This is a genomic window from Nonomuraea sp. WAC 01424 (assembly GCF_003947315.1).
Classification (GTDB): domain Bacteria; phylum Actinomycetota; class Actinomycetes; order Streptosporangiales; family Streptosporangiaceae; genus Nonomuraea; species Nonomuraea spiralis.
Genome location: NZ_QHHZ01000011.1, coordinates 291,079 through 308,046 on the forward strand (window position 1 = coordinate 291,079; position 16,968 = coordinate 308,046).

General features: G+C 73.1%; 17 protein-coding genes. 8 read left to right on the forward strand and 9 right to left on the reverse strand.

Annotation, left to right across the window (positions count from 1 at the left end; genetic code table 11):
• Window positions 1-5: 5 nt before the first annotated feature.
• The gene (locus DMB42_RS29825) at window positions 6-857 is read right to left on the reverse strand and encodes a DUF72 domain-containing protein (RefSeq protein WP_125638753.1); all 852 of its coding nucleotides are present in this window, start codon (window positions 855-857) and stop codon (window positions 6-8) included.
• Between the two features lie 79 nt (window positions 858-936).
• On the opposite strand from DMB42_RS29825, the gene DMB42_RS29830 reads away from it, so the two are divergent.
• Window positions 937-1,794, forward strand: coding sequence for an NAD(+)/NADH kinase (locus tag DMB42_RS29830; RefSeq protein ID WP_125638756.1), 858 nt, complete (start codon window positions 937-939; stop codon window positions 1,792-1,794).
• Here DMB42_RS29830 and DMB42_RS29835 read toward each other — a convergent pair.
• The gene (locus DMB42_RS29835) at window positions 1,740-2,981 is read right to left on the reverse strand and encodes a YibE/F family protein (RefSeq protein ID WP_125638759.1); all 1,242 of its coding nucleotides are present in this window, start codon (window positions 2,979-2,981) and stop codon (window positions 1,740-1,742) included. The two genes, DMB42_RS29830 and DMB42_RS29835, sit on opposite strands and share 55 nt — an antisense overlap.
• Before the next feature lie 71 nt (window positions 2,982-3,052).
• Between DMB42_RS29835 and DMB42_RS29840 the strand changes: the two genes are divergently transcribed.
• Window positions 3,053-3,766, forward strand: coding sequence for a DUF72 domain-containing protein (locus DMB42_RS29840; protein WP_125638762.1), 714 nt, complete (start codon window positions 3,053-3,055; stop codon window positions 3,764-3,766).
• On the forward strand, window positions 3,766-4,734 hold the full coding sequence (locus DMB42_RS29845; protein WP_260478025.1) for a magnesium transporter CorA family protein: 969 nt from the start codon (window positions 3,766-3,768) through the stop codon (window positions 4,732-4,734). The genes DMB42_RS29840 and DMB42_RS29845 overlap by 1 nt, the downstream gene beginning before the upstream one ends.
• A gap of 4 nt (window positions 4,735-4,738) precedes the next feature.
• On the opposite strand, the gene thrS is transcribed toward DMB42_RS29845, so the two are convergent.
• Window positions 4,739-6,046: a threonine--tRNA ligase gene (thrS, locus tag DMB42_RS29850; RefSeq protein WP_260478026.1), complete on the reverse strand. Its 1,308-nt coding sequence runs from the start codon at window positions 6,044-6,046 to the stop codon at window positions 4,739-4,741.
• Between the two features lie 65 nt (window positions 6,047-6,111).
• Here thrS and DMB42_RS29855 point away from each other — a divergent pair, with 65 nt between their 5' ends.
• On the forward strand, window positions 6,112-7,086 hold the full coding sequence (locus DMB42_RS29855; RefSeq protein WP_125638771.1) for a LuxR C-terminal-related transcriptional regulator: 975 nt from the start codon (window positions 6,112-6,114) through the stop codon (window positions 7,084-7,086).
• Window positions 7,087-7,112: 26 nt separating this feature from the next.
• Here DMB42_RS29855 and DMB42_RS29860 read toward each other — a convergent pair whose 3' ends face one another.
• Window positions 7,113-7,475: an ATP-binding protein gene (locus tag DMB42_RS29860; protein WP_229824136.1), complete on the reverse strand. Its 363-nt coding sequence runs from the start codon at window positions 7,473-7,475 to the stop codon at window positions 7,113-7,115.
• Between the two features lie 294 nt (window positions 7,476-7,769).
• Here DMB42_RS29860 and DMB42_RS29865 point away from each other — a divergent pair, with 294 nt between their 5' ends.
• The 3 genes from DMB42_RS29865 to DMB42_RS29875 all read left to right on the forward strand — a co-directional run bounded on the left by DMB42_RS29865 (window position 7,770) and on the right by DMB42_RS29875 (window position 9,698).
• Window positions 7,770-8,237, forward strand: a complete 468-nt coding sequence (locus DMB42_RS29865; protein WP_125638774.1) for an adenylyltransferase/cytidyltransferase family protein — start codon at window positions 7,770-7,772, stop codon at window positions 8,235-8,237.
• Window positions 8,238-8,329: 92 nt separating this feature from the next.
• Window positions 8,330-8,914, forward strand: a complete 585-nt coding sequence (locus tag DMB42_RS29870) for a hypothetical protein (protein WP_125638777.1) — start codon at window positions 8,330-8,332, stop codon at window positions 8,912-8,914.
• 40 nt (window positions 8,915-8,954) lie between these two features.
• On the forward strand, window positions 8,955-9,698 hold the full coding sequence (locus DMB42_RS29875) for a DUF427 domain-containing protein (protein WP_125638780.1): 744 nt from the start codon (window positions 8,955-8,957) through the stop codon (window positions 9,696-9,698).
• 43 nt (window positions 9,699-9,741) lie between these two features.
• On the opposite strand, the gene DMB42_RS29880 is transcribed toward DMB42_RS29875, so the two are convergent.
• Window positions 9,742-10,344 (reverse strand): TIGR03086 family metal-binding protein, encoded by a 603-nt coding sequence (locus tag DMB42_RS29880; RefSeq protein WP_125638783.1) that lies wholly within the window; start codon window positions 10,342-10,344, stop codon window positions 9,742-9,744.
• A gap of 53 nt (window positions 10,345-10,397) precedes the next feature.
• Window positions 10,398-11,054: a TetR/AcrR family transcriptional regulator gene (locus DMB42_RS29885; protein ID WP_125638786.1), complete on the reverse strand. Its 657-nt coding sequence runs from the start codon at window positions 11,052-11,054 to the stop codon at window positions 10,398-10,400.
• A gap of 85 nt (window positions 11,055-11,139) precedes the next feature.
• On the opposite strand from DMB42_RS29885, the gene DMB42_RS29890 reads away from it, so the two are divergent.
• Window positions 11,140-12,696, forward strand: a complete 1,557-nt coding sequence (locus DMB42_RS29890) for an FAD-dependent monooxygenase (protein WP_125638789.1) — start codon at window positions 11,140-11,142, stop codon at window positions 12,694-12,696.
• Between the two features lie 6 nt (window positions 12,697-12,702).
• Here the strand turns inward: DMB42_RS29890 and DMB42_RS29895 are convergent, their stop codons facing one another.
• From DMB42_RS29895 to DMB42_RS29905, 3 genes are read right to left on the reverse strand one after another with little or no spacing between them, the layout of a single operon-like run.
• Window positions 12,703-13,965 carry a M20/M25/M40 family metallo-hydrolase gene (locus tag DMB42_RS29895; protein ID WP_229824137.1) on the reverse strand — a complete coding sequence of 421 codons (1,263 nt, stop codon included), beginning with the start codon at window positions 13,963-13,965 and terminating at the stop codon, window positions 12,703-12,705.
• Entirely contained in the window at window positions 13,962-15,833 is a 1,872-nt protein-coding gene (locus tag DMB42_RS29900) for a prolyl oligopeptidase family serine peptidase (protein WP_185844927.1), read from the reverse strand. Before DMB42_RS29900 ends, DMB42_RS29895 begins: the two co-directional genes overlap by 4 nt.
• Before the next feature lie 6 nt (window positions 15,834-15,839).
• Window positions 15,840-16,874, reverse strand: coding sequence for a C39 family peptidase (locus tag DMB42_RS29905; RefSeq protein WP_260478027.1), 1,035 nt, complete (start codon window positions 16,872-16,874; stop codon window positions 15,840-15,842).
• Window positions 16,875-16,968: the final 94 nt, after the last annotated feature.

Consider the following 16,968-nt stretch of genomic DNA (forward strand, 5'->3'; position numbering starts at 1 on the left):
GGGGCTCAGAACAGGGTCGGGGGCTCGGCGGGCATCGGCTCGGGCAGCGGCCGCAGCTCGGGCACCCGGGCGCGTACCTCGTCGTGGAAGCGGCGGGCCAGCGTCAGCGCGTCGGCGTTGTCGGGCGTGTGGATGAACACGGTCGGCGAACGGCCCTCGCGCAGCCAGCCCACCACCGTGGCGACCCACTCCCGCCAGCCGTCCACCGTGGCCTCGACGGAGTCGCGGCCCAGGTAGCGCACGATCGGATGACCGGTGAGCGCGCGGGTACGGCGCGGCACCCGCGGCTTCTTCGTCCAGGCGTCGCGCTCGGCGTCGCTGGTCGGCGGGCTGCGGAACAGCGTCACCGTGTCGAACGGCACCCACTCGGCCCCGGCGGCGCCCAGCACCCGTTCCAGCAGCTCGGCCGGGCGCGCCTCGTCGAAGAAGGCGCGGTGGCGCACCTCGACGGCGTAGCGGTGGGAGCTGGGAAGGCGGCGCAGGAAGGCGGCCAGCGTGCCGACGTCGGCGGGCCCGAAGGAGGACGGTAACTGCACCCACAGGGCGTGCGCGCGCGGCCCGAGCGGCTCGATGGCGTCGAGGAAGGCGTGGAGGTCGTGCTCGGCGCCGGTCAGCCGGTGGTGGTGGGTGATGGACTTGGGCAGCTTGACCACGAAACGGAAGTCGGGGTCGATCTGCCGGGCCCACGACTCCACCGTGGCGCGGGCGGGGGTCGCGTAGAACGTGGTGTTGCCCTCGACCGCGTCGCACCAGGTCGAGTAGGCGCGCAGGCGCTCTCCCGGCGGGAGCGGATGGGGCAGGAAACGTCCGTTCCACGGTGTGTGCGTCCACATCGCGCATCCCACATGAAGCCGCATGCCCCCGACGTTAGCGGAGCCGCCGCACCGCCGGAGCCCGCCTCCGATGTCCTGGAACCGTACCGTTTAGGCTGTTCGCATGGGCATGATCGGGACAGTCGGGCTGGTGTTGCATCCCCAGCGTGACTCCAAGAAGGCGATCGACACCATCCTGCGGTGGGCCGCGGACAAGGGCGCCACGGTGCTCGGCCTGCCCGAGGAGGTCGGGCGCATCGACTGCAGCGCCGTACCGGTCGACGCCGTCGCCCTCGTCGAGCGGGCCGACCTGCTGGTCGGGCTCGGCGGCGACGGCACGATGCTGCGGACCATGCGGCTGCTGGCCGGTCGGCCCACGCCCATCCTGGGGGTCAACCTGGGCAAGCTCGGGTTCCTGGCCGAGATCGACGTCGACGAGCTGGCCGGCACGTTGTCGGCCATCGACCGCCACGAGTACACGATCGAGCCCCGGATGGCGGTCAAGAGCGTGGTCGCGGGGGTCGCGGTGACGGCGTTCAACGACATCGCGCTGGTACGCATCCCCGGCGAGGGGCTGGCGGCCGTGTCGGTCAGGCCGTCGGGCAGCTCGTTCGTGAGCCTGTCGGCCGACGCCGTGATCGTGTCCACCTCGACCGGCTCCACCGCCTACAGCTTCTCGGCCGGCGGCCCGATCGTCTCGCCCCGGGTGGAGGCCATCCTCGTGGTGCCCGCCGCCGCCCACTCCTCCTTCAACCGGGCGCTGGTGCTGGGCGCCGACGAGGAGGTGACGCTGGAGGTGCTGCCCACCAGCGGCAGGCTCGCCGTCGAGGTGGACGGCCGGGTGGTCGGCCACCTGTGCTCCGGCGACAGCGTCACGGTCACCGCCTGGCCGGGGGCGGCGAAGGTGGTCCGGCTCGGCACCACCTTCTACGAACGCGCCCGCCGCAAGCTGCGCGTGGACGGCAGCGCCGAGGTCGGCTGACCCTCGCCCGGCGACCGGCGGGTGGCGACCAGGGCCGACAACGCGGTCGTGATGGGCACGGCGGCGATGAGCCCGAGGGTGCCCACGACGCTGCGGACGATCTCCTGGGCCACGACCGGCGTGGTCAGCACCTCGCCGAGCGGCTGGGAGCCGATGCTGAACAGCAGCAGCAGCGGCAGCGACGCACCCGCGTACGCCAGGATGATCGTGTTGATCACCGAGGCGATGTGCGCCCGCCCGATGCGTCCCGCGGCCCGGTACAGACGGGCGAAGCCGTAGGAGGGGTTGGCCGCGGCCAGCTCGTTCACCGTGACCGCCTGGGTGACCGTGACGTCGTCGAGCACGCCGAGCGCCCCGATGATGACGCTGGCCAGCAGCAGCCCCCGGGTGTCGATCGACAGGCTCATGCCCAGGGTCAGCGCGCTGTCGTCGGTGACGCCGTTCAGCCGGGCCAGGCCGAGCGCCCCGTACGACAGCAGCCCGGTGAGCGCGAGGCTGGCCAGCGTGCCGAGCACGGCCATCGACGTGGTCAGGGAGAAGCCGTGGGTGAGGTAGAGCACCGCCAGCATGATCGCGGCCGAGCCGACGACGGCCACCAGCATGGGCGGCTCGCCCGCCAGGACGGCCGGGATCACGAACGTCAGCAGCAGCCCGAACGTCACCGCCAGCCCCACCAGCGCCGTCACCCCGCGCCACCGGCCGAAGGCGATCACCGCCAGCGCGAACGCGCCCCCGAGCAGCCACAACGGCGTCGAGCGGTCGTGGTCGGAGAGCTGGTAGGCGCCGTCACCGGCCCGCAGCAGCAACACGTCGTCGCCCACCGCGAACCGCTGCGCCCCCGGCCCGCCCGGCAGGCGCAGGGTGACGTTCCTGCCGGTGTCGGGCCCCGAGCCGACCGTCACCGTCGCGTTGCCGCAGGTGGCCGGGTCGGGCACCGGCATCCCCGCCTGGACGGCCGGGCAGCGCCTGAGCGTGATCGAGCTGATCGTGCCCTCGACGCGCTCGGCCGCCCGCTCCTCCCGGCCGGCGGGCGTTCCCTGCCCCGCCTGCCCCGACGGCCAGAGCCACACCAGACAGGCCAGCGTCGCCACCGCCAGCGGCACCAGCACGGCCAGGCTCGCCAGCACCGCGCCGCGCGAAGGCGGCGCCGAACCATGGGAGTGGCCGTGGAAATGGTCGGCGCCCATCGCGTGAAAGATCCTCCTCGGCTTCCGGGACTGCGACAGTAACGCACCCGGCCCGGGGTAGGAGCCCAGATGTGGCGAGGCTGGTGGGCACCTCCGGGTGGCAGTACAAGGACTGGCGCGGCGTGCTCTACCCGGACGGGGTGCCGCAGCGGTTGTGGCTGGAGACGTACGCGGCGGAGTTCCCCACGGTCGAGAGCAACAACGCCTTCTACCGCCTGCCCACGCCCGAGACGTTCGCCGCCTGGCGGGAGCGTACGCCCGCCGGGTTCGTGATGGCGGTCAAGGCCAGCAGGTACCTCACCCACATCAAACGGCTGGCCGCGCCCGAGGAGCCGGTCGCGCGGCTGATGGCGGCGGCGGGGGAGCTGAAGGAGAAGCTGGGCCCGATCCTGCTGCAACTGCCGCCCACGCTGCGGGCCGACCCCGCCCGGCTGGACCGCTGCCTCGGCTGCTTCCCCGACGGCGTACGGGTGGCGGTGGAGCCCCGGCACGACTCCTGGTGGACCGGCGAGGTGCGCGAGGTGCTGCTCGCCCGGCGGGCCGCGCTGTGCTGGACCGACCGGCTCGGCCGGCCGCTGACGCCGCTGTGGCGCACCGCCGACTGGGGATACGTACGCCTGCACGAGGGCCTGGCCGCCCCCCGTCCCTCCTACGGCGACGCGGCGCTGAGGAGCTGGGCGAGGAGGGTGCGGGAGGCCGGATGGCACGACGTCCACGTGTACTTCAACAACGATCAGGGGGGAGCGGCCGTGCGGGACGCGCGGCGATTTGCCAGACTCGCCTAGTGCGTACCCGTCTCTACAGAAACGGCGCCCTCGAAAAGGAGGGCTTCCCCGTCGAGGAGGTCTCCGACCACGTCGGCGACCCCGAGGCCACCGTCTGGTTCGACCTGTGCTCGCCCACCCCCGAACAGCTCAACCTGGTCGGCGAGGAGCTCGGCCTGCACGAACTGGCCGTCGAGGACGTGCTCACCGACCACCAGCGCCCCAAGGTGGACGTCTACGACAACCACCTGTTCATCACCGTGTACGGCATCCACCTCGACGAGGGCCGCCTCGTCCCCGTCGAGGTGAACGTCTTCGTCACCCCCAACGCCCTGGTGACCGTCCGCGAGAACGCCTGCTTCGACATCGACGAGGTGGTCCGGCGCTGGGACGCGTCCTCCCGTCTGGCCTCGCACGGCGTCTCCTTCCTGCTGCACGGTCTGCTCGACTACGTCGTGGACAGCCAGTTCGAGCTGGTCCAGGACCTCGACGGGCAGGCCGAGGCCATGGAGGAGTCGCTGTTCGACGACACGCCGCCCGCCGGGCGGGAACTCCAGCGCGCCATGTACGTGCTGCGCAAGAACACCGCCAGGCTGCGCAAGATCTCGATGCCGATGCGCGAGGTGCTCGGCACCCTGCTCCGCCGCGACCAGGAGATCGTGGCCGACCCGGTGATGACGCCCTACTACGAGGACGTCTACGACCACGTCCTGCGCGCGGCCGAGTGGGTCGAGGCGATCCGCGACATGCTGGCCAACGTCCGCGAGACCCGGCTGGCCCAGCAGGGCTTCCGCCTCAACGACATCATGAAGCGGGTGACGAGCTGGGCCGCCATCATCGCGGTGCCGACCGCCATCACCGGCTTCTACGGCCAGAACGTGCCCTACCCCGGGTCCGGGGAGCTGTGGGGGTTCTGGGGTTCGACGGCGCTGGTGGCGGTGGCGTCCGTGGCGCTGTACGCGGTGTTCAAGAAGAAGGACTGGCTCTGAGGGCTCAGAACCGTGGCCGGCATTCCTCCGCCAGCCGCTCGACCAGCACCGGGCCCGCCTGGCCGCCGTCCCGCAGCCGTACCGAGGGCACGCCGTCCGCGACCTCGCGCGGGCCCACGACGAGCTGGTACGGCACCAGCCTGTGGGCCCTGATCCTGGCGCCCAGGCTGCCCCGGTCCGCGGGCGCGAGCTCGGCCCGCAGCCCGGCGGCCACGGCCCGCCGCAGCACGTCCTCGGCCGCGGGCAGCTCGGCGTCCGACAGCGGCAGCACGACCGCCTGCACGGGGGCCAGCCACGCGGGGAACGCGCCGCCGTGCACCTCGATCAGGTGCGCGACCAGGCGTTCGAGCCCGCCGACCACGCTGCGGTGGACCATGACGGGACGCCGCCCGCCCGCGTACGACAGGTCGAAGCGTTCGGGCTGGTAGAGGTCCACCTGGACGGTCGACAGGGTGCTCTCGCGGCCCGCCGGGTCGGCGATCTGGATGTCGATCTTCGGGCCGTAGAAGGCGCCCTCGCCGCGTTCCTCGTCGTAGACGCGGCCGCGTTCCTTGAGCACGTCGCGCAGGATCGCCTCCGAACGCGCCCACATCGCGGGGTCGTCCACGTACTTGCCGCCCTCGCCGCGCAGTGAGAGCCGGTAGCGGGCGGCCTCGATGCCGAGCCTGGCGTGCGCGGTCTCGATCAGGTCGAGCGCCGCCGACACCTCGGCCGCGGCCTGCTCGGGCGCGCAGAACACGTGACCGTCGTTGAGCTGGATGGCCCGTACCCTGGTCAGCCCGCCGAGCACGCCGGACAACTCCGAGCGGTACATGCCGCCGAGCTCGGCCACGCGCAGCGGCAGGTCGCGGTGGCTGCGCCCGCGCGAGCGGTAGATCAGCGCGTGGTGCGGGCACAGGCTGGGGCGCAGCACGAACTCCTCGCCGCCCACGTTCATGGGCGGGAACATGTCCTCGGCGTAGTGGGCCCAGTGGCCGGAACGTTCGTACAGCTCGCGCTTGCCGAGCACGGGGGAGTTGACGTGGAGGTAGCCGTGGCGGCGTTCGAGCTCGTGGACGTAGTCCTCCACGGCCTTGCGCACGGCCGCCCCGGCGGGCAGCCAGTAGGGGAGGCCGGCGCCGATGAGCGGGTCGGTGCCGAAGATGCCGAGCTCGCGGCCGAGCCTGCGGTGGTCGTTCATGATCGTCCTTTGCGAGGAAAGGGCGAACGACCAGCTCCCGGGCGTCCGCCCGGGATGCGTGGAATCAGCGCGCCGGGAACGTGTCCGGCGTCGTCGTGACGAGTGCGCGCTGCATGCGCTCGACGATAGCACCGCGGGCGGCCGTGAAGAAAATCTTCAACAGCCGGTCAAGGAATGGCAAATGATATAAAAGAGCCGTGGCTGAGATCACCTTGAGCGTCCGCCAGTTGCAGGCGTTCGCCGAGGTCGGCTACGAGGTCGCGGGCGGCGGCGGCGCGCACGCGGCGATGGCGGCGCTGCGCCGGGTCGTCCCGCTCGACGCCTACGAGTTCGTCGCCTTCGACCCCGCCACCGGCCGCCACCACAGCGTCGTCTCCGACGGCCACCGCCGCATCGACCGCGACGCCGCCGAGGAGTACGCCGCGCTCGACGCCTGCCGCGAGGCCATCGCCGGGCGGCGTCCGGTGCCCATGCCGCAGCCGGGCACCGAACGTTACTTCCGCCGCCACCTGGCCCCCTACGGATGGCGGGCCGGGCTGACCGCGCCGCTCTTCCTCGCCGACGGCGGCCGCTACACCGGCCTGCTGCACCTGGCGGCCAGGCACGCCTTCCCAGTGCTCACCAACGCCCTGGTCGGGGCCGTCAGCCCGATGCTCGCGCACGTCACCGACCTGACCCGGTGCGTGATCGACCCCGTCGGACTGCCGCCCGACTTCCGCGCGGTCGCCTTCGACCGGCTCGGCGAGCGCCGCGCGGCGCCCGGCCACGAGGTCTCGCCCGAGTTGTGGGACGACCCGGCCGTGGCGGCGTTCGCGCGGGCGTTCATCGACTCGCGCGAGCTGAGCCGGCGCGGGCTGTGGGTCGACGGCGGCGGACGCTGGCACGAGGTGCGCCTGCTGCGGGCCGGCGTCGGCTACCAGGGCTCGCTGCAGGGCGCGGTCGCCGCCGAACGGCCCTGCCCGCTGCCCTACGAGCTGACCGGCCGCGAGGTCGACGTGCTCACCAGGGTCGCGGCCGGCGACTCCAACCCGCAGATCGCGGCCTGCCTGGTGCTGAGCGTGCGCACGGTGACCACCCATCTGGAGCACATCTTCGCCAAGCTGGGGTGCGACAGCCGTACCAGGCTGACCACCAAGGCGCTGGCCGAGGGGTTGTGCCGGCTCGATGTCTGACGGCCGTCCTCCGGACGGCCACCTTTCTAGACGGCCACCCCGGCGGCGACGCGCGCCTGCGTCAGCTCGAACCAGACGGTCGTCGAGCCGGCCTCGCGCACGAAACCCCAGCGGTGGCTGAGCGCCTCGATCAGCGGCAGCCCCCGGCCGCTGGTGGCCTGCGGGGCCGCGTGGCACACGCACGGCGGGCCCTCCGCGCCGCCGTCGGCCACGCACACCCGGACCGTCGTGTCCGAGCTGAGCACCGACACCGTGAACGAGCCGCCGTCCCCCGACCTTGAGTGCAGGATGGCGTTCGTGGCCAGTTCGCTGGTGAGCAGCACCACGTCGTCGTGGAGCGGATGGTCGCGGCCGAGCGCGGCGGTCACGAGCCCCCTGGCACGTGACACCTGGGAGGGAATCCCCGGCAACCGGACCGCGACGTCGCGGAACCCGGGCGATTCACCCCCGTCTGCGTGGTGAGAGTCCGGAGCCACGATGACCTCCCCCGAATCAGGTGACGTCACTAGACGCGCGAGAGGGGGGCGAAAGATTATCGCGAAAAGGTAGGAACTCTCTTTCCCAAGGTCGCCTGCACGGCCCGGCGCGCCGACCGAGTACGCTGCGATCGACGAGTCGTCTAGGCCCCTGGGGGAGCAAAGCGTGCACAGCAGCCTACTCGCCCGGCCGTCGGAGGAGGTCGCGTGAGCAGCCTGGAGGCCGTCTGGGTGGAGCCGTACGACCGGCCGGGGGCGGCCGTCGTGACCGGCGTCTTCGACATCCTGCACGTGGGCCACGTGCGCTACCTGGGCGCCGTGGCCGCACGCGGGCTGCCCCTGGTGGTCGGCGTGGAGGACGATCCGCGCGTGCGGGCGTGGAAGGGGCCCAGCCGGCCGTTCAACCCGGCGGTGGAGCGGGCCGAGGTGCTGGCCGCGCTGCGCTGCGTGTCCGGCGTCTTCGTGGTGACCGGGCCGTCCGAGGCCCACGGCCCGGAGGACTACATCGACCTGCTCGCGCCGATGCGGCCCGGGGCGCTCGCCCACACGGCGGGTGACCCGCACGCGGCCGCGGCGGCCGCGGCGGCGGCCATCCTGGGAGCCGACTGCTGGGAGATGGCGGCCATTCCCGACCGCTCCACCACCCGCATCGTCAACGCCGCCGGCAAGGGCTGACCCTCTCTCCCGAAAGCCGGAGGTCCGCCCGCTCCCGAGGGGGTGGGTCCGGTGGAAAGAGCCGGGGGCATGATCGCGTAATCTTTCGTCACATGATGGCCGACCTGGTGGCGAAGCGGGTGACCAACCTGCTGGCACCGCAAGTGCTGGTGATCGTCATGCCGCCCGCCGTGGGCCTGCTCGCCCAAGGATGGACGGGAGCCGCCTGGGGCCTGGTGGCGTCGGCGTTCTGCGGCGGTGTGCCGGCGGCGGTGATCGCGCTGGGCGTGCGCTCGGGCCGGCTGGACTCCCACCACATCGTCGACCGCCTCCGCCGCACCGGCCCGCTGCTGGCCGCCGTGGCCGCCGTGCTGGTCGCGCTCGCGCTGCTCGTCGTACTGGGCGCGCCGCGGCTGCTGGTGGCCACCGTGACCGCCATGCTGGTCGCCCTGGCGGTGACCGTGCCGATCACGACCCGCTGGAAGATCTCCTTCCACGCCGCCGTCTCGGCGGGCACGGTGGTGGTGCTGGCGCACGTGCTGCCCGTCCTGCCCGTCGCCCTGGTGGGCGCGGCCGTGGTCGCGCTGGTGTGCTGGGCCAGGGTCCGCCTCGCGCACCACACGTGGGCGCAGGTCGCGGCGGGCGCGGTCACCGGGACGCTGACGACGTGGGCGACGCTGGCGCTGTTCGGGGTCTGAGGACCGGAATAGCCCCGCCACCGCGGGGGTTGGCGCGAACATGGATGCCACGAACCGGGGCCGGGTCCGCGTCGAGCGGTCGGCCAAGCGCGTGCGGACCTACCTGGGCGGCCGGCTGATCGCCGACACGACCCGGGCCCTGCTGGTGTGGGAAGGCCCCTTCTACCCCACCTACTACCTCCCCCTCCAGGACGTCGACGAGGCGGCGCTCAAGCCGACCGGCACGTCCAAGCACTCCCCGAGCAGGGGCGACGCCGCCGTCCACACGGTAAGCGCGGGCACCGCCGAGGCGCCGGAGGCGGCGCTGGTCTACCACGACTCGCCGCTGGAGGAGATCCGCGGGCACGTCCGCCTCGACTGGGACGCGATGGACGCCTGGTTCGAGGAGGACGAGGAGGTCTACGTGCACGCGCGCGACCCGTACACGAGGGTGGACATCCTGCCGAGCTCGCGGCACATCCGGGTGGAGGTCGACGGCGTGACCGTGGCCGACTCGCGCAACGCCCGCATCCTGTTCGAGACGGGCCTGCCCGCCCGCTACTACCTGCCGAAGACCGACGTACGGCTCGACCTGCTGGAGCACACCGACACCGCCACGCACTGCCCGTACAAGGGGACGGCGGAGTACTGGACGGTCAACGGGAAGAAGGACCTCGCCTGGTCCTACCGCACTCCGCTGCCCGAGAGCGAGCGCGTGGCCGGGCTGATCGCGTTCTACAACGAGAAGCTGGACATCTTCGTCGACGGCGAGCGCGAGGAGCGTCCGAAGACCAAGTTCTCCTGAGCCCGCCCGGCGCCCCGCCGGGCGGCGGGGCGCGTACGGGGGATCACGCGGCCGGGGTCCAGCGCGGGTCGCGGCCGAGGTAGCGCAGCAGGGAGGCGACCTCGTCGCCGGCGGCGTCGTCCGGCAGGGCCTCGGCGTACGCGCCCCACGGGCGCAGCGGGTCGACGATCTGCTTGGCGACCTCCAGCAGCGGCCCGGCCAGCTCGGGCGTCAGCGGCGAGGGCTGCCCGGTGGCCATCGCGATGTCCCAGGCGTGCACGGCGGCGTCGAGTGCGCACGCCGTCGAGCCCATCCACGGCGTCATCGTGTTCGGCGGCACCGGCGTCGGCACCTCGGCGGCGTCCCGGTCGACCGCGGCCCACGCCTTGGCGGCCCGGGTCAGGGCGTCCTCCAGCTCGGCCGACGGGTCCGCGCCCGGCTCGGCGGGCGGGTCGAACGGGTTGAACGCCGGCCCGTCCCCGCCCGTGAGCGTGGCGGCGAAGCCGATCTGGTCGCCGACCGCGTGCTTGAAGACTTTGGTGACGCTCCACTGGGAGCAGGGGGTCGGCAGGTGCCACCCGTCGGCCGGGATGCCGCTGACGGCCTTGCGCAGCGCCTCGTGCGAAGCGTCCAGAACGTCCCAGCCGCTGGTGAAGTTGTCGCTCATGGGAGCCCCTTTCGTGATGCCTCCACTATAGCAGAACGGAATAGTTTGTTCCACTAGTTGGCGGCGGCCGTGACGAGTCCGTCGATCAGCAGGTCCAGGGCCTGCTCGAAGTCGGCGGCCGGGTCGACACCGCCACCGCGCGTCCAGCGCAGCAGCCTGGTGAAGTGCGGCAGGCGCACCGGATCGAGCGCGTGGATGTAGAGGCCCACCTGTTCCTCGCCGGCGTGCATGCCCGGGTCGCCGGTGAAGCCGCCGGTGGACAGCAGCAGGGTGCCGAACACCAGGCCGTTGACGGCGGTCAGCGCCCGCCAGACGCCCAGGTCGTCGAAGCCCGCCGCGTACAGCGTGCCGACCAGGCCGTCAAGGACCGTCATGGCCTTGGGTGAGGTCGGGTTGGCCCGGTCGGTCGCCAGCGCCAGCGGCACCACGGGGTGACGGCTGAACGCCGCGTGCATGTTGCGTGCCGTGACGCGGAGCTGCTCCTGCCACGGCAGCTCCGGATCGGGCGGCTCGACCTGGGCGAACACCAGCTCCACGATGCCGTCCAGGAGGTCGGCCTTGCTGGAGACGTGGTTGTAGAGCGACATCGCCTCCACGCCGAGCGTCTTCGCCAGCCGCCGCATGGACAGGCCCTCCAGCCCCTCCTTGCCGGCCAGTTCCAGGGCCGCGTCCAGGACTTTCTCGCGGTTCAGCGGCTCGCGCCGTGCCATCGGCTCTCCCTTCGTGCTTGACAGAGCTTACGGCGTATGTGCTCTACTTACGGCGTAAGCATACGGCGTAAGTAAGGGAGTCGGGATGACCGACGTGATCATCGTGCTCGGCGGGCCGGTCGGGCTGCTGCTGGCCTGCGAACTCAAGCTGGGCGGCGCCGAGCCGCTGGTCCTGGAGGCGGCCACCGGCGAGGAGCGCGTGACGCGCAGCCTCGGCCTGCGCTCGCTCAACGCCCGCAGCCTGCACTCGCTGGAGCTGCGCGGGCTGGTGGAACCGCTGACCGAGGCGCAGTGGAAGCTGTTCGACGAGCTGGCCGGCGGCCCCGGGCCGGACCGTTCCGACATGGTCGGCATGATGACCGAGCTGCTGAAGAAGGGCATGATGCGCGGCCACTTCGCCGGCCTGCCGCTGCTGGAGGAGAACGGCAGGGCCGAGTACGCCATGCTCAAGCAGCACCAGATCGAGGCCGTGCTGGCCGCGCGGGCCGCCGCGCTCGGCGTACGGATCAGGCAGGGCCGCGCGGTCGTGGACGTCATCCAGGACGCCACCCGTACGGTGGCCACCCTGGCGGACGGCGAGCGGGTCGAGGCCGCCTACCTGGTGGGCTGCGACGGCGGGCGGAGCCTGGTACGCAAACGCAGCGGCATCCCCTTCTCCGGCACACCCGCCACCCTGACCGGCAGGACCGCCGTGGCCACGCTGACCGGCCCCGGCACGGTCACCTCGTCGTTGCGCGGCCCCGGCGGGCTGGTGAACCTGTCGCTGGTGCCCGGCGAGATCGCGACCATCGAGTTCGGCGACGGCCCCGGCGACCGGGACGCGCCCATGACCGCCGAGGAGCTGGCGGGCAGCCTGCGCCGGGTGACGGGGGAGGACGTCGGGGTCGCCCGGCTGGAGGCCGGCATCCGCTACAGCGACAACACCCGGCAGGCCGACTCCTACCGGAAGGGACGGGTCCTGCTGGCGGGCGACGCGGCCCACGTGCACTCGCCGATCGGCGGCCAGGGGCTCAACCTGGGGTTGCAGGACGCCGTCAACCTGGGCTGGAAGCTCGCCCTGGTGGCGCGCGGCGCGGCCCCGGAGCACCTGCTGGACACCTACACCGCCGAGCGCCACCCGGTGGCGGTCCGGGTGCTGCGCAACACCCGGGCCCAGGTGGCCATGATGCGCCCGGGGGCGCAGGTGGACGCGCTGCGCGAGGTGTTGTCGGAGGTGATGGTGCTGCCGGACGCCAAGGGGCACTTCACCCGCATGGTCGAGGGCACCGACGTGGACTACGCGCCCACCGCGCCCGACCCCCGCGTCGGCCGCTTCGTCCCCGCCCTGACCGCCGTCCCGCTCCCGTTCGCCCGCACCCCCGGCGACGACCGCCGCGGGAGCGAGCCTGCGGCGGCGGGCCGGCCGGTGGGTGAGCTGTTGCGGGACGGGCGCGGCCTGCTGATCGTCCCGCCCGGCGGGACGGACGCGGCCCACGCGGCGCTGGCGGGGCACCGCGACCGCGTGCGCCCGACCGTCGCGGAGGCGCCCCCGGGCGACGGGGGCGCTCTGCTCGTCCGGCCCGACGGTTACGTCGCCTGGGCCGGTACGGCAGCCGACGGCCTGGGCGACGCCCTCACCACCTGGTTCGGCCCCGCCGCCTGAGCACGGCTAGGCGAGCAGCCGGGTCAGCACCCGGGTGCCGAACTCCAGCCCCTCCACCGGCACCCGCTCGTCCTTGCCGTGGAACATGCCGAAGTAGTCCAGGTCCGGCCGGAGCATGAGCGGCGCGAAGCCGTACCCCTGGATGCCGATCGTGGCGAAGGACTTGGCGTCGGTGCCGCCGCTCATCACGTACGGGACCGGCCGCGCCTGAGGGTCCTCTGCCACCAGCGCCCCGGCCAGCTCGTCGAAGAACACCGACGGGTACGGCGCCGCCGGCGCCTCCTCCAGGTTGACGAACTCGCGGGTGATCTTCGGTCCGAGCAGCTCGTCGATCGTCGCGAGGAACTCCTCCTGCAACCCCGGCAGGTAACGGCCGTCCACGTGCGCCGAGGCCGTCGAGGGCACCACGTTCACCTTGTACCCGGCCGCCAGCATCGTCGGGTTCGCCGAGTTGCGGATCTGGCCGTGGAACAGCTCGCCGAGCACGCCGAGCCGGTCGGCCTCGGCGTCCAGCCGGTCCAGGTCGATCGGCCGGCCGGTGATCTCCGACAGGCTCTCCAGGAGGGCGGCGACCGACGGCGTCAGGCGTACCGGCCACTGGTGGGCGGCCACCCGCGACAGGGCGTGGGCCAGCGTGGCGACCGGGTTGTCCACGGCGGGACGCGACCCGTGGCCCGCCACGCCGTGGGCGGTCACCTTCATCCAGGCGGTGCCACGCTCGCCGACGGCGATCGGGTAGACGCGCCGCCCGCCGGAGTCCACGCTGAAGCCGCCCGACTCGCTGATGGCCTCGGTGACGCCGTCGAACAGGTGCCGGTGCTCGGTCACCGCGTGGCGGGAGCCGTAGTCGCCGGTCGCCTCCTCGTCGGCCAGGAACGCCAGCACCAGGTCCCGCTTCGGCCGTACGCCGCGCGCCGCCAGGCCGAGCACGGCCGCCAGCGTCATCGCGCACGAGCCCTTCATGTCCACCGCGCCCCGGCCGTACACGCAGCCGTCGGTGATCTCGCCCGAGAACGGGTGCATCTGCCACTCGGCCGGATCGGCGGGCACCACGTCCAGGTGGCCGTGGATGAGCAGCGCGTCGGGCGAGTCGCCGTCGATCCTGGCCACGACGGTGGTGCGCTTCGGCGCCGACTCGAACACCACCGGGTCCAGGCCCGCGTCGGCCAGCAGCGTGGCGACGTACTCGGCCGCCGGGCGCTCGCCCGAGCCCGGGTTGGTGGTGTCGAACCTGATCAGGTCCGAGCAGATCTCGGCGACGCTCTTCACGCTCTCCCCTTCAGCGTCAGCGGCGGCACGCCGGGCGTCTCCAGGTCGAAGATCAGCCCGTAGAAGGCCAGTTCGGCCTCCAGCACCGCCACGATGGTCTCTTCCCTGCGCCAGCCGTGCTGCTCGCCGGCGAAGGTGAGCAGAGCCCACTGTTTGCCGTGCTTGTCCAGTTCGGCGGTGAATCGCTCGGCCTGGCCCACGTCCACGATCGCGTCCTCCAGACCGTGCAACATGAGGCATGGGCCCGATGCCCGGGCCGCGTTCAGGAGCGGCGAGCGGTCGGTGTACCGCTGCCGCGTCTCGGGCAGCGGGCCCACCAGGCCGTCGAGGTAGCGCGACTCGAAGTCGTGCGTCTCGGCCGCCCAGCTCTCCGGGTCGGTGATCGCGTAGTGCGCGACCCCGCCCGCGAACACGTCGCTGTGCACCAGCGCGGCCACCGTGGTCCAGCCGCCGGCGCTGCCGCCCCGGATCGCGATCCTGGCGGCGTCCGCCCGGCCGAGCTGCACCAGGCCGCGCGCCACCTTGGCGCAGTCGTGCACGTCCACCACACCCCACTGGTGCCGCAGCCGTTCGCGGTAGGCCCGGCCGTAACCGGTCGAGCCGCCGTAGTTCACCACGGCCACGCCGATGCCCCTGCTGGTGAAGTAGGCGATCTCCAGGTCCAGGACGACCGGCTGGTTCCCGGTCGGGCCGCCGTGCACGAAGATCACGTACGGCGCCGGGCCCGCCACCCCGGCCGGCGGGTAGAGATGGGCGTGCACGCCCTCGACCGTCACCGCCTCCGGCGTGGGCAGCAGCGCCCGGTCGGGCAGCGGCTTGGGGGCCGAGACGACCTCGTGCCCGCCGGTGCCGAGATCGACCAGCGTGACCTCCAGCGGCGTGTACGGCGTCGCCCCCACTGCCGCCGCCCTGCCCCCGGCCGCCGACACCGTCGAGGCCCAGTACGTGTGCCCGTCCCCGCCGATCTCCCGCAGCCCGCCCGTCTCCGGGTCGAGCACGCCCAGGCGGCGGTGGTCGGCGGTGCCGTACACGACGACCAGGCTCTCGCCCGCCGGGGCCAGGCAGGCCAGGCCCGGCTTCCACGCCGCCGCGCCGAACTCCAGGTCGAGCGGCGTGAGGTTGCGCGAGGGGGAGCCGTCGAGGTGGACGAGGTGCACGTTCCACCAGCCGGTCGGGTCGGTGACGGCGTACAGGGAGCCGTCGTCGCGCCACTCGGCCTGGGCCACCGACTCCTCGGGGCCGCCCGCCACGACCCGGTGGGGGCCCGCCACGCCGTCCGGGGACAGGGGGGCCACGCACAGCTCGGTGCCGTCCCAGGGCATGTTCGGGTGGTTCCAGCCGATCCAGGCGATCTGCGTGCCGCCGGGGGACAGGCGGGGGTTCATCAGGAAGTGGTGGGCGCGGGCGACGACCCTGAGCGGGCCGCCGTCCAGCGGCACCGCGACCAGGTCACGCGCGTCGTCGATCTCGCGGACCGCCCACACCTCGGCGCGGCCGGGCGGCAGGTAGAGGTCGCCGTACCGGGCCGGGCCCTCGGGCGTGAGGGCGACCGGCTCTGCGGCCTTCCCGGAGGAGGCGTCCAGGCGGTAGAGGCGCTGATCGGACCAATTGGTGAAGACCAGGCCGCCGCCCGGCAGCGGGCGCCAGGAACGGCCGCCGTACTCGACCAGGCGGTTACGGGCGTTCCAGCCGGGAGGCAGCGCGTCGGCGCGGGAGCCGTCGGGCAGGCGGCGCACCACGCAGCGCCGGCCGCCCTCGTGCGGGCGCGGCTCGTCCCACCACACCTCCACGCCCTCGGGCGTGGCCACGGCCTCCACCCACTGGGGGCCGCCGTCGGTACGCGCCACATCGATCGGTCGAATACTCATGAAGAATCACCAATTGCCGTTGGTACAGGGGGGCAGGGGGTGCCCGGGCGGGTGGAGGACGTACACGATGCCGCCGCTGCCCGAACTCCTCAGCCACACGTTCTCGAACGCTGCCCGCGGATAGACCCGGCGAACCCCGCCGTCCGCGGGCGCGGCGGGGTCGTTCACGACGACGTCGCCCCCGGCGGTGAAGCCGGTGACGACCAGGATGTGACCGTTCGTGGAGTAGCCGGAGCCGGGCAGCTCGTGCGCCCTGAACGACAGCGAGGCGATCACCGGGATCCCGGCCAGCACGAACGCCTCCAGCTCGGCCGCCGACAGCAACCTCGTCACGAAGCCGGTCAGCCCGTAACGGCCCGCGTAGGCGACGTTGAACGGCCAGTTGCCGGTGCCCTGGTAGCTGTCGTCGTAGGTGCCCATGGCCGCGTGGTCCACCGCCGGGGCGGGGTCGCCGGCGCCCACCCAGGTCAGCTCGCCGGGCTCCGGGCCGCGGCCCCAGAAGGCCAGCGTCATCGCCACCGAGGCGGGGCCGCACCAGTTGGCGCCGCCGCCGTCCCAGCGCGGGTGGTGCCCGGCGTGCGCGTGCTGGGAGTAACCGGGCACGTCCAGCTCGACGGGCCCGGTCACCCCCGGCGTGCTCGGCACGACCGGACGCCTCGGCAGGGCCGAGGCCAGCACCACGAGCGAGGTCATCCGCGCGCCCTCGCCGCGCGCGGTGACCCGCGCCTGGAACGCCACCACCGGCCGCCTGGCCACGAACGTGTCCACGGCGACGTCGCCGTCCTCGTCACCCTGACCGGGCACCGAGGTACGCGATCCGTGCTCGGACCAGCGGCCCATGACGTACCACCTGGTCAGCGTGCCCGCCTCGGTCCTGGCCCGCAGCTCCACCTCGACCTCGGCGCCCGGCGGCGTACGCGCGGTCCAGGAGGGCACGAGCTGGGTGGCCGCGAAGCCGACCCGGTGTTCCTCGCTGGTCCACGTGCCTCCGGGCACGGTCAGACGGGTGAAGGCGACGCGCGCCAGATCGACGGTGAGCACCAGCCATATTGTGGTTTCATACCCGGTGTCGCACATCGGTTGGTTTACGTACCGGCCCGAGGGTGCGCCCCCGGGCCGGGCCCGCGCCCGGCGG

Bases quoted from the DNA above. Each gene is read 5' to 3' on its own strand.
- DMB42_RS29825 (WP_125638753.1), bottom strand. From the start codon at position 857: ATGCGGCTTCATGTGGGATGCGCGATGTGGACGCACACACCGTGGAAC.
- DMB42_RS29830 (WP_125638756.1), top strand. From the start codon at position 937: ATGGGCATGATCGGGACAGTCGGGCTGGTGTTGCATCCCCAGCGTGAC.
- DMB42_RS29835 (WP_125638759.1), bottom strand. From the start codon at position 2,981: ATGGGCGCCGACCATTTCCACGGCCACTCCCATGGTTCGGCGCCGCCT.
- DMB42_RS29870 (WP_125638777.1), top strand. From the start codon at position 8,330: ATGATGGCCGACCTGGTGGCGAAGCGGGTGACCAACCTGCTGGCACCG.
- DMB42_RS29875 (WP_125638780.1), top strand. From the start codon at position 8,955: ATGGATGCCACGAACCGGGGCCGGGTCCGCGTCGAGCGGTCGGCCAAG.
- DMB42_RS29880 (WP_125638783.1), bottom strand. From the start codon at position 10,344: ATGAGCGACAACTTCACCAGCGGCTGGGACGTTCTGGACGCTTCGCAC.
- DMB42_RS29885 (WP_125638786.1), bottom strand. From the start codon at position 11,054: ATGGCACGGCGCGAGCCGCTGAACCGCGAGAAAGTCCTGGACGCGGCC.
- DMB42_RS29890 (WP_125638789.1), top strand. From the start codon at position 11,140: ATGACCGACGTGATCATCGTGCTCGGCGGGCCGGTCGGGCTGCTGCTG.
- DMB42_RS29900 (WP_185844927.1), bottom strand. From the start codon at position 15,833: ATGAGTATTCGACCGATCGATGTGGCGCGTACCGACGGCGGCCCCCAG.